This window comes from Micromonospora sp. ABR4_055 (genome assembly GCF_056160425.1).
Genome location: NZ_JBSWXD010000023.1, coordinates 39,824 through 51,344, shown reverse-complemented (window position 1 = coordinate 51,344; position 11,521 = coordinate 39,824). Strand labels below are relative to the sequence as shown.

General features: G+C 70.3%; 6 protein-coding genes and 1 pseudogene. 1 reads left to right on the top strand and 6 read right to left on the bottom strand.

The window, feature by feature from the left end; translation table 11 throughout:
* Nucleotides 1-37: 37 nt before the first annotated feature.
* The 5 genes from ACXAHD_RS08730 to ACXAHD_RS08710 all read right to left on the bottom strand — a co-directional run bounded on the left by ACXAHD_RS08730 (nucleotide 38) and on the right by ACXAHD_RS08710 (nucleotide 7,797).
* Nucleotides 38-1,321, bottom strand: coding sequence for a citrate synthase (locus tag ACXAHD_RS08730; protein ID WP_281554764.1), 1,284 nt, complete (start codon nucleotides 1,319-1,321; stop codon nucleotides 38-40).
* A gap of 162 nt (nucleotides 1,322-1,483) precedes the next feature.
* Entirely contained in the window at nucleotides 1,484-3,619 is a 2,136-nt protein-coding gene (locus ACXAHD_RS08725) for a sulfatase-like hydrolase/transferase (RefSeq protein WP_475049655.1), read from the bottom strand.
* A complete protein-coding gene (locus ACXAHD_RS08720; protein ID WP_281554763.1) occupies nucleotides 3,612-5,054 on the bottom strand; it encodes a class I SAM-dependent methyltransferase in 1,443 nt (480 codons plus the stop codon). The genes ACXAHD_RS08725 and ACXAHD_RS08720 overlap by 8 nt, the downstream gene beginning before the upstream one ends.
* A gap of 14 nt (nucleotides 5,055-5,068) precedes the next feature.
* Nucleotides 5,069-5,227: a hypothetical protein gene (locus ACXAHD_RS08715; RefSeq protein ID WP_289213722.1), complete on the bottom strand. Its 159-nt coding sequence runs from the start codon at nucleotides 5,225-5,227 to the stop codon at nucleotides 5,069-5,071.
* Between the two features lie 269 nt (nucleotides 5,228-5,496).
* Nucleotides 5,497-7,797, bottom strand: coding sequence for a HelD family protein (locus ACXAHD_RS08710; RefSeq protein ID WP_475049660.1), 2,301 nt, complete (start codon nucleotides 7,795-7,797; stop codon nucleotides 5,497-5,499).
* 454 nt (nucleotides 7,798-8,251) lie between these two features.
* On the opposite strand from ACXAHD_RS08710, the pseudogene ACXAHD_RS08705 reads away from it, so the two are divergent.
* A pseudogene (locus tag ACXAHD_RS08705) lies at nucleotides 8,252-8,650 on the top strand (OsmC family protein); the annotation flags it as partial.
* A gap of 110 nt (nucleotides 8,651-8,760) precedes the next feature.
* On the opposite strand, the gene ACXAHD_RS08700 reads toward ACXAHD_RS08705, so the two are convergent.
* Nucleotides 8,761-11,295 (bottom strand): putative bifunctional diguanylate cyclase/phosphodiesterase, encoded by a 2,535-nt coding sequence (locus ACXAHD_RS08700; RefSeq protein ID WP_281554761.1) that lies wholly within the window; start codon nucleotides 11,293-11,295, stop codon nucleotides 8,761-8,763.
* Nucleotides 11,296-11,521: the final 226 nt, after the last annotated feature.

The window sequence follows — 11,521 nt, the reverse complement described above, 5'->3', positions numbered from 1 at the left end:
GGGCGCCTGCGAGCGCAGGCGCCCCCGCCGACGAGGTTCAGCGCTGGCCGACCGGGACGAACTGACGCTCCTGCGGACCGACGTAGAGCTGTCGGGGCCGGCCGATCTTGTTGGTCGGGTCGGCGATCATCTCCCGCCACTGTGCGATCCAACCGGGCAGTCGGCCCAGGGCGAACAGCACGGTGAACATCTTCGGTGGGAAACCCATCGCCTTGTAGATCAGCCCGGTGTAGAAGTCCACGTTCGGGTAGAGCCTGCGGGAGACAAAGAAGTCGTCGGCGAGCGCGATCTCCTCCAGCCGCATCGCGATGTCCAGCAACGGGTCCGGTTTGTCCAGCCGGCCCAGCACGTCCTGCGCCGCCTGCTTGACGATGGCCGCCCGCGGGTCGTAGTTCTTGTAGACCCGATGGCCGAAGCCCATCAGCTTGACGCCGGCCTCCTTGTTCTTGACCCGCCGGACGAAGTCCTGCACGTCGCCGCCGGAGGCGTGGATCTCCTGCAGCATCTCCAGCACCGCCTGGTTCGCACCGCCATGCAGCGGGCCGAACAACGCGTTGACCCCGGCCGAGACCGAGGCGAACAGGTTGGCGTTGCTGGAGCCGACCAGCCGCACCGTTGACGTCGAGCAGTTCTGCTCGTGATCGGCGTGCAGCACGAACAACATGTCCAGCACCTGCGCGATGACCGGGTCGGCCTGGTACTCGGTGGCCGGCACACCGAACGTCATCCGCAGGAAGTTCTCCACGTAGCCGAGCGCGTTGTCCGGGTAGAGCAGCGGCTGGCCGATCGACTTCTTGTACGCGTACGAGGCGATGGTCGGCACCTTGGCCATCAACCGCACCGTGGAAATTTCGACGTGGTCGGTGTCGAACGGGTCCAGGCTGTCCTGGTAGAAGGTTGACAGGGCGCTCACCGCAGAGGAGAGCACCGCCATCGGGTGCGCGTCGCGGGGAAAGCCGTCGAAGAACCGACGCATCTCCTCGTGCAGCAGCGTGTGCAGCCGAATCTGCTCACTGAAAGCAGCCAGCTCATCACTGGTCGGCAACTCACCGTAGATGAGCAGGTAGCTGACCTCAAGGAAGGACGCCTTGCCGGCCAGTTGGTCGATGGGGTAGCCCCGGTAGCGCAGAATCCCGGCATCGCCGTCGATGTAGGTGATCGCCGACGCACAGGAGGCGGTGTTGACGTAGCCCGGGTCGAACGTGACGTGACCGGTCTCCTTCAGCAGCGCCCCGACCTCGATCCCGGGCGGACCTTCGATGGCCGGCTGCACCGGCATCGACAGTTGGCCACCGGGATGGTCCAGCTTCACATCCGTCATATGGTCCCTCACTTCGCCGGCAGATCTTCGTCGAGTGCCTCATTTCTTACCGTAATCCTGCGGTGGTGCGCTGCCGCAGCGAGCAGGTGAGGGTGAGGGATGCGTCACCCGATCCGGTGGTCGGACACCACGAAATACTCCAGAAACGGATGAAAGCACCAGTCAGTCAGTGCGCCGCCGCAGCTCGGTACCGGCATCGACCACCTCGAAGATCTCCACCCGGTTGTCGCCGGAGCGCCACAGCGACTCGTCGGTGATCAGTGCGGCGAACCGCCGCCCCTCGGCGTCGGGGGCCAGTGCCGGCACCACAGTGGCGATCCGCCCGTTCACCGCCACCGCGAGCGGAGCGCCGGTCGCCACCTGGTCGGGCAGCTCGCCGTACGCCAGCGCAGGCAGGTTGCCGCTTGCCGGGTCGACGTCGGTGTAACTGCTCGCGTTGCTGACGGTGGCGCGAATGCCGTCGTCGGTGACCGGCAGCTCGACGACCGGGCGACCGACCAGCTCCGGCACCAGCGGCGCGGGTAACGGCGGACCGGCCTGGCCGGTGGTCAGGGCGGTGTACGTCGCCGGGCCCGGCACCGTCACCGGCTCACCCGGAACGTCCCGGAACTGCTTGTCCACCCGTTCCCGGGGCGGGCAGGTGCCGCATCGGCCGTCGACCTCGAACGGCAGGTCGATGCCCGCGTGCGCCGCGATGGTCGGCAGCAGGTCGACGTGCTCCCAGTTGCGGTCGTCGACCCGACCCGTCTGCTGGCCCGGCTCCTTGACGAAGGTCGGCACCCACAGCACCTCGGCCGGTGCGGCCCGCACCGCACCCATGCCCCGCCCCTGCTCCCCAAGGGTGAAGCTCACCCCGTGGTCGGCGGTGACGACCAGCAGCGCGTCGTCGTAGCGGCCGCTCGACCGCAACGCCGCCAGGGTCTGCCCGATCAGGCCGTCGGTGTAGCCGAGCTGGGCCAGGTGCCGCTGACGGGCCAGCTCCACCCAGCCGGCGCCTTCGTTCGGGAAGTCCTCGGGAGCCTCGTAGCGGACACCGGACGGCAGGTAGCTCCACGGTGCGTGCGGCATCAGCAGGTGGAGAAAATGCAGCGTTGGCCCCTGGTCCGGGGTGGCCAGGCCGTCGAGGAACGTGGTGAACCGGGCTGGTTGGTTGTCGTCGAGGGCGTCGAACCGGAATCTGGGGTCGGTCGGGGCGTCGGCGCCGACCAGGGCCGCGCCGGTGAGCCCGGCGTCGCGGCGGGTCGGCTCGCGGAAACTCGCCGTCGGGTCGTCATGGCTCTCCACCGGCGACAGGATCTGGCCGAGCAGGGCGGCGGTCTCCTGGAACAGCACCGGCAGGGCCGCCGTGGTGGGCTCCGCCTCGCAGCGACTCGGCGCGCAGAGCTCGGTAATGCTCTCCTGCGCCCGTATCTGGTAGGTACCGCCGAGCGCGCTGAACAGGTTGTCCGGATGCTGGGAGTAGTGCGGTGCCACTTCGCGTTCGGGGTACCGGCCGGACAGCATCGCCGGCAGCGCGTACGGGGTCCAGCCACTGACCGCGGTGGCGTTGCGGTACCAGGTCGAACCGGCGGCCAGCTCGGCGAAGTGCGGGTAGCGTTCGGCGTCGATCCGCCCGTCTGGGCCGAGCAGCGACAACAGCGGCAGCTCGTCGAGGATCAGCACCACCACCGGCGGGTGTCTGCCGTCGCCGGTGGCCGTGCCAGGCCCGGCGCTGGTCTGCTCGCTGCCGAGCACTACCGCCGAGGCCGGCGAGGTGAACACGAACAGCACCACGAAGACCGCTGGTCCGACAGCAGCCAGCCGCAGCAGCTGTCCCAGCCCAAGCCAGCGCCGGTAGGCCCAGGTCACGGCCACGCCGGTCAGCAGCGCGGCGGCCAGCAGCGGCAGGCCTCGGACCGGCAACAGGTGCTTGCCGACCTGTACCGCCAGGGCTACCAGCAGCAGCCCGACCGTCACCAGGTGAACGGTCCGGCGGACCGACGGACCGGCCAGCCCGATCAGCGCGCCGGGCAACCAGCACACCAGCGGCGGTACGACCACGTAGAACGCCACCAGCAGCAGGATCTCGGCCGTCCCGGCACCGTGGAAGAGGAAAAAGTCCGGGCTGCGCCCGACGACATCCAGCAACGGCTGCGCAACGACCAGGCCGCACAGTGCGACGATCTCGAGCAGCCGACGCAGCTCCGTCGACCTGCGGGTAGGCGGGGCCGGGTCGGCTGACAACGGACGGGAATCGGCGGACGGCGGGCCGGCCGGGGCCGGTACCGCCGCAGCGGTACCGGGCTCCGAGTCAGCCACGCGGGATCCCGGCGTACAACGTCCGGGTGCCGGACGGGAGTTCCTCCCGCCGGGTGATCTCGTACCGTTCGGCGAGCAGCCGCTCGAACTCCGCCCGGTGGTAGTCGGGGAAGAGCCCGGCGGGCTTGTTGGCAAGCAGTTGCCGGGCCATCGGGTCGTCCGGGTGGACGAACTCGATGATCATCTGGCCGGTGCCGCCGCCGGCCGGCAGCAGACCGGTCAGCCAGTCCAAGACCCTTGGCAGCGGCACGTTGCGCCCGATCGCCAGGTGGTGGATGACCGCCAGGGCAAGCACCGTGTCCGCCCGGGCCCGGGCGGTAAACGACGTACGCTCGTTGCCGGCCCAGCCACCGCCGGGCGACGGGTCGGCGAGGTCCATCAGGATCGGCAGGATCCGCCGCTGCCCGTCGGCGCGCAGCCGCCGGTACAGGTGGTCGACGACCGCCGGGTCGCTTTCCACGGCCACCACCTGCTCGGCGTGGGCGGCGGCGATCCGGGAGTACGTGCCGTCGTTGGCACCGAGGTCGAACACTGTCCCCGGGCGGTGTGCGGCGAGTTCGGCGTCGACGAAGGTGGTCTTCGCCGTGCGGTCGGCGTCGGAGTAGGTACAGGTCTGCTGGTAGTCGACCCAGTGACTGCCCGGCGGCGCCCAGTCCAGGCGGTCCACCAGCTTGGCGACGGCCCGGACCGTGGCCCGGACGAGCTCGGTGGAGAAGCCGGCGTCGCGGATCTCCGCCCGCACCGATCCGGTACTGGCCGAGGCGTGCCGGGTCTGCATCGCGTCGTGCAGGTGGACGTGCTTGAAAACACCGGCCCGCCACCGCCGGGCACCGCGGAACAGCCGCCGCATCTGACCCGACTCGATGCCGTCGATGCGCGACCGCAGCAACGGTTGGAAGTCCAGGCCCAGATGCGCCTGCAGCATCAACGGGTAGAGCATGGTCTGGCAGAACTGCCGGTAGCCGGCCCAGGGTTCGCCAGTGGCGGCCGGCTGGAACGAGCCCACGTCGATGAAGACCGGGTCGGCGCCGCGCCACTGCAGGTTGTACGCCGAGCCGTCGGTCATGGTGACCCCGTCGGCGAGCGCCGCCTCCAGCACTTCCAGATGCAGGCGGGCGGCGTCGCGCAGTTGGGCGAAGGACCACTCGTAGGGGTAGGACACGAACGGCACCCGCTCGTGTCGCAGCACCGTCGTCCACCGGTCGGCGACCGTTGCGGGCAGGTCTCCCGGCTCGACGGCCTTGGTGGCGACGACCTTGCCGGCAGCCATCAGCGGCGCCAGGAAGGCGCTGTCCCGGACTGCCGCCCAGTCACTCGCAGCCTGGGGTCCCAGGCCGCGGAGCACCGCGCCGTCGGCGTAGAAGACTTGGTTGTCCGGGTCCCGGAACGAGCCGGGCTCGTCACGGAGGGTCGAGGTGGTCGATTCGGAGATCATCGGTGCCGGGCCGCTCAGTCCTTCTTGGTGGGCTGCTTACGGAACCGGCTGACCAGCCGGCGCCAGTAGAGCTTGGTCGCGACGACCATGCCGGCGGCGCCAGCCACCACCGCTTGAACGATCAGGCTGCCAGAACCGGCATCCAGGTAGGCCAGGTAATCCACGCCGGCCACCTCCCAACTGTGTCGAGTTTCGTGCGGTGCGTCCGTCAACTGCGGCCCGGACAGGGGCCGACGTCACCGAAGGTTGTCTGACACGCCATCTTACGGACAGCTGCCGTACACCACCCTACGCGGCCGACCCCGTGGACACCGCCAGCCCCACCGGCACCCCGCCCCCCGACACCGCCCGGGTCAGATAACGGTTCAGCAACGGCCGCGGTCGCTCTCCCCCTCCACCGGACAGCGCCCGGGACCGCGCCACAGCCGGCCTGCTAGCCGATCTACTCGCCAGCGCCGCCGGAGCCGACCGCGCCGAGAATCGACGGGAGCTCCCCGGGGTACAGCACCGCCAGCCGCGCGGTAGCCCGGGTCAGCGCCACGTACAGATCGTTGCGGCCCCGTGGCGAGTCAGCGACGATCGCGGCGGGATCCACCACCACGACCGAGTCGAACTCCAACCCTTTGACCTGCGCGACGGTCAACACCACCACGGGCGACTCGAGGTCGGGCTGCTCACCGGACGCGACCCGGTCAACTGCCCCCCGTACCTGCTCCACCAACCCGTCGTGGGGGGAGGGAGGCACGATCACCCCGAGCCGCCCGTCGCCGACTGTGGACAGTTCCGCCCGGATCAGCTCGACCAGCCCGTCGACGAGCTGACCGGCCCGGGGCACCCGCTCCCACCGAACCGGCACGCCCGACTCGCGGACCGCCCGGGGCACCGAGGCGGCGGGATCGATGGCGCCGAGCACCCGACCAGCCACCGCCAGGATCTCGGCCGGAGTGCGGTAGCTCACCGTCAGCTCGGCCAGCCTCCAGCGGTCCGCCACGTACGGCCGCAGCAGCTGCGCCCAGGACTCCGCGCCGGCCAACGCCCCGGTCTGGGCCACATCCCCGACGATTGTCATCGACCGGTTCGGGCAGCGGCGCATCAGCAGGCGCCACGCCATGGCGGACAGTTCCTGGGCCTCGTCGACGACGACGTGGCCGAAGGTCCAGGTACGGTCCGCCGCCGCCCGTTCGGCAGCCGTCCGGTGGTCACCAGCCACCTGCCGGGTCGCCAGCGCCTCGGCGTCGAGCAGGTCGGTCGCGCCGAGGATCTCCGGCTCCGCCTCGTCCTCCACGTCGATGGACTCCGACCCGCGCAGCACGTCCAACGCTCCCTCGGCGTACTCGAGCCGCTGGCGGCGCTGAGCCTCGGCGAGCGCCTGCTGGGCGCTGTCGTCGACACCGAGCAACTCGGCTGCCTCGTCGAGCAGCGGTACGTCCGCCGGCGACCAGCCACCGCCGGGGGCGCGCCGGAGCGCGTCGCGTTCGGCGGAACCGAGGTCGGGGGCGGCGGCCGCGAGCCGCTCGGGCGAGGCGAAGAGGTCGGTGAGCAGTCGCTGCGGGGTCAGCACCGGCCAGAACCGGTCCAGGACCGACCGCAGCGCCGGGTCGGCGCGCAGTTCCCGTCGGATCTCCGCGAGGTCCGCCTCGGCCAGCACCTGCGGATCACCGGGAGCGTCGTCGCCACCGAGCGGATCGTCCGCGTACGGGTCGATGCCGATCTGGTCGGCGATCTGGTCAGCCAACGCGTGCACGATCTCGGTGTCGAACAGTGGGCGGGCCAGGTTGTGCAGCCGTCCCGACCGGCGGGTACGTTCGCGCGCGTCGGCGCAGATCTGCGCGGTGATCCGCAGCTGGTGGCCGTCCACGTCGACCAGCACCGGCTCGTCCGGCACCTCCTGCCGGGCCCGGATCGCGGCCGCCACCACTTCCGCCATCGCCGCCCGACCCTTGATCTCCGCGACCCGGTCCGGTTCGGTCCGGGTCGCACGCACCCCGGGATACAGCTCTCCGAGGGTACGCAACAGCACCCCGGTCTCGGCCAACGACGGCAGGACCTGAGCGATGTACCGCAGGAAGGTCGCGTTCGGCCCGACCACCAGCACACCCCGGCTGGACAGCTCTCGGCGGTGGGTGTAGAGCAGGTACGCGGCGCGGTGCAGCGCGACGGCGGTCTTACCGGTACCCGGGCCTCCCTGGACCACCAGCGCCCCGTCCACCGGTGCCCGAATGATCTCATCCTGTTCGGCCTGGATGGTCTGGACGATGTCCTTCATCCGCCCGGTCCGACCCGCGGTGATCGCGGCGAACAGCGCCGCCTCACCGGTCAGCGTGCTCGTCCGGTGGTCCCGGGCGAGTTCCAGATCGAGCAGCTCGTCGTCGATCGCGGTGACGGTCCGCAGCCGGCTGCGGATGTGCCTCCGGCGGCGGACACCGTCCGGCGCCGCGGCGGTCGCCAGGTAGAAGGGTCGGGCGGCCGGGGCCCGCCAGTCGATCAACAACGGCTCATAATCGCCCTGTTCGTCGAAGAGCCCGATCCGGCCGATGTAGCGGTGTCCCTCGTCGGTCAGATCGAGCCGACCGAAACACAGTCCGTTCTCCACTGCGCTGTACTGCGCTATCCGTTCGGTGTGCAGTGCTACCGTGGCCTCGCGTTCGGAGCGCGCCTGCGGCGTGCCACCGGTCTGCCGGAGCGCGGTCGCGAGCCGCCGTTGCGCCATCCCCCGCAGAGAGTCCAGCTGTTCATGCAGCATGGTGACGTACTGCTGCTCCGCGGCGAGATCGGCGGCCCGGTCCAGTTCCTCGGGCCGGTCGGTGTCGGTGACGGTCTGATCCACACCGTTGATGTTGTCACGCCCGGGTGCCTGCACCGCACTTGACAAGTGTGCCCCCTTGTTGTTAGCCGCGATTGTCAGACGCCGCAGAGGCGTCTTCTTTCTTGTGAGGATGCGTTGACGAAGCACATCGCCGACGAGGACGCATCGCTGACGGAACCACGTCGCTGACGAAGACATCTCGCTGACGAGAGCACCTTCGTTGGCGGAACGTCAACGATAGCCGCTGGTCGTCGCCACCGTCTTCCTCGCTTGCCTGGCCTCGCCGCCGGCCCGATCTCGGTGCTGCCGACCGGTTCGCCAGGCGACCGCCCGTGTTTCGCCGGTTCACCCACGGGTACGCACCCGCCGGGCAGGACGCGGAGGAGGCGTGATGGGTGCTTCGGAACCCTGGGTTCACCAGGCTTCGGCAACCGCCGAGGCGGGTCGGGTCCGCACCGACGACGGCGAGTTCTCCAGCCGGCTCGCCTCCCCTTTGGCGCCGCACGGCGGCGGCCTCACCCCGGAGCAGTTGCTGGCTGCAGCGTTCGCGTCCTGCCTGCACCACGCGGCGGTCGAGGCGGCCTCCGAGATCACCGACGAGTCGCACACCGTCGAGGTGCACGCCGAGACCCGGCTACGACGCGACCCCGACGGCCGGTACCGCGCCGACGTGCGGGCCAGCGTCGCCTCCTGCGGGCTGACCGTCGAGCAGCTTTCCGCCCTGGCCCGACGGGCCGACCTACTCTGGCCGTTCTCCGGACAGGACGGCGCGCGGCACACCGTCGACGTCGTCGCCGCCAGAGCGGACGACGACCGCGCCGCAGCAGAGCACCACCATCCAGTCGGCAGTGGCGGCAACCCGGTCCGGACGCCGCCGCGTTGACCAGATCCGACTCACCGTCACCCTGATCCGGCCCGACGCAGCCGCGGCATCCGGACGATGTTCGCTCCCGGATGCAGGCTCGGGGCGAGCGCGCCAACGACCCCGTCTCGGCCAAGGCGCAGCATCGCGACCAGTTCGTCGACGTTGGCGGCGGCCGGACCGAACAGACTGCCCTGACCTGCGGCGCAGCCCAGCTCCCACAGCGTCCGTCGCTGTCCCGTGGTGGACACCCCGTTGGCGACCACGGTGTGTGCGAGGTCGCGGCCCAGGCCGACCAGTGACCGCAGCGCGGCAGGCGAGTTCTCCGGTACGGCGAGCAGCCGATGGTCGACCTTCACCAGGTGCACTGGAATGCGGAGCAGCGCGGAGAGCGGCGCGTCGGAGGTGCCGAATCCGGCGAACGCGATCCGCACCCCGTCGTCATGCAACTGGTGCAGGGCACTCAGCGCCATGTCCGGGCAGCTGATCCCGGTCGTCTCGGTGAGTTCGACGATCAGCTGGTCGGCTGGCACGCGGTGCGCATCCAACTGGTGCCGCACGTCGGCGGGGAACCCGGTATCCAGCAGGCTCCGCGCGGAGATGCCGATGGACACGGGGAGCTCGAAGCCGGCGTCCCGTAGCAGCCGGGTGGCGGCGAGCGTCCGGTCGAACATCCCCCGGGTGAACTCGGCGAGCCAGCCGGAGCGCTCGACCAGCGCGAGTATCCCGGCCGCCGGCTGGTCACCGAGGTCGGCGTTGCCCCACCGCACCACCGCCTCGGCGGCGACCGCCGACCCGCTGCCGAGATCGACGATCGGGTCGAAGCCGACCGCGTAGTGGTGACCGGCCAGCGCGGCGGGGAGCTCCCCGCGCAGGGCCAGCCGGTCCGGGTCAGCGGTGTCCCGACTACGGTCGTACCTGGTCAGCCCGCGGCCGCTCTCCTTGGCCTGGTACATCGCGACGTCCGCCCGCCGCAACAGTTCCTCGGTGCTGGCGTTGCCGTCCGCCGTGGCCAGTCCGGCGCTGGCCCGAAGGCTGATCCGGATCCCGTTGAGATCCATCGGGTCATGCAGCACCTGCAGGATCCGTGCCGCTTGGTGCTCGGCGCGGGCCGGTGCCGCGTGTCCGGTGAGCAGAATGGCGAACTCGTCGCCACCCAGCCGGGCCACAAGGTTACCGGCGGCCGCCCGGTCCAGTCGTCGGGCGACCTCCACCAGAACCTGGTCGCCAGCGGAGTGCCCGAGCGTGTCGTTGACCTCCTTGAAATGATCGAGATCGATCAGCGTCAGGGCGGTACGCGGCAGGCTGTGCCGGTCGGCCAAGGTGGCGGTGAGTCGTTCCCGCAGGTGTCGACGGTTGGCCAGGCCGGTCAGCGGATCATGGGTGGCGTCGTGCTCGTGCCGGGCCGCAAGGTCGATCACCTGTGCGTAGGCGATGGCGTTGCGGATCGCAGTGGTCAGCGCCGCGCCGAAGGTACGCAACGTGTAGCGCTCGCGGTCGGACAGACCCGCGCCGGCGAGGGCGAGCCGCAGCGCACCGGCGGCCCACTCGGTGCCACCGGTGGCGCCGAGCGGCACCGTCACCAGGTCACCACCGACACCGGGCACCGCATGATCGGCCGGACCGTCGTACCGTAGGCCGTGCTCATCGCCCCGCACCAGGCGTCGCTGCGGGCCGTGCTGGAACTCGATCTCGACGGTTCGGGCCGAGAAGAGCCGCGCGGCTCCGGACGACGCGGTGCGCAGTACCGCGTCGAGGTCCACACTGTTGAGGGCGTCGGTGGTCTCGGCCAACTGCCGCCAGGCAGACCGTTCCTCAGCCAGATGCAGCCGCCGTCGAAAGCTCGAGTGCAGCAGCAGGACCGCCAACGGGGTGGCCACCAGCAGGCGTGCGTCGACCGCCACCACCACCACCGTGGCCAGGGCGAGCAGCAACGTGGCGACCTTCACACCGGCCCGCATCCGAGCGCCCCGGCGCACCACCCGCCGCCAGGACGTCCGGTCGGCAAGCGCGACCACCGGCACCGGCAGCGTCTCGTCGACCACCGCGTAGGCCAGCGCCGCGACGCAGAGCGAGACGACGGTGACCGTCCAGGAGCGGGTGAGGTGGCTGGTGCCGCCCAGCACCGGCACGAGACCGGCCCACATCGCGGCTGCCGCCGCGGCCAGCGCGCCGATCGATTCCTTAGCCGTGGCAAACGCCACCTTGACCGGCGTGGACCGGGCGACGGAACGCCCGACGGCCACGCCTACGGCCGTGCACACGACGACCCAGTGCGCCGGCAGCACCGCGACCGACACCAGCACCGCGGCGCTGGTCGGCGAGATGCCCTGCGGGGTTCGGATCCGGATCGGTACGGTGCAGCCACTCGCGACAGCGACGAGGCTGGTGAGCACCAGGGGGTAGTAGAGGGCGGGGAGGCTGGGCGGTGCGCCGATCCCGGACACCGCCCATGCCATCGCCACCAGACCACAGCAGACGATGAGCCCGACGAGCGGCGTCAGCCGCCGATCCACCCCGTCGCCACGCACCGTTGCCGTCGCCTCACTTCCCGCCTGGACAGCTTCATCCACATGAGCCTCGCGTCAGCGTCTCATAACTCACCGTCCATCGAACAGGTCCGGGATCACAGCCAATCGTTGTCACGCATGTCGCCACCCCCTCAGTCCCCTGGGATACACCCGAAGGATAGGGAAGATAAGTTGCGCTTGGTATAGCTAAATGTCTTTTGCGCCAGTACGCGATTATTATTGCGTTAATTACTTTGCGCCCGTTTTTGGGAACAGTCGGTAAACACGT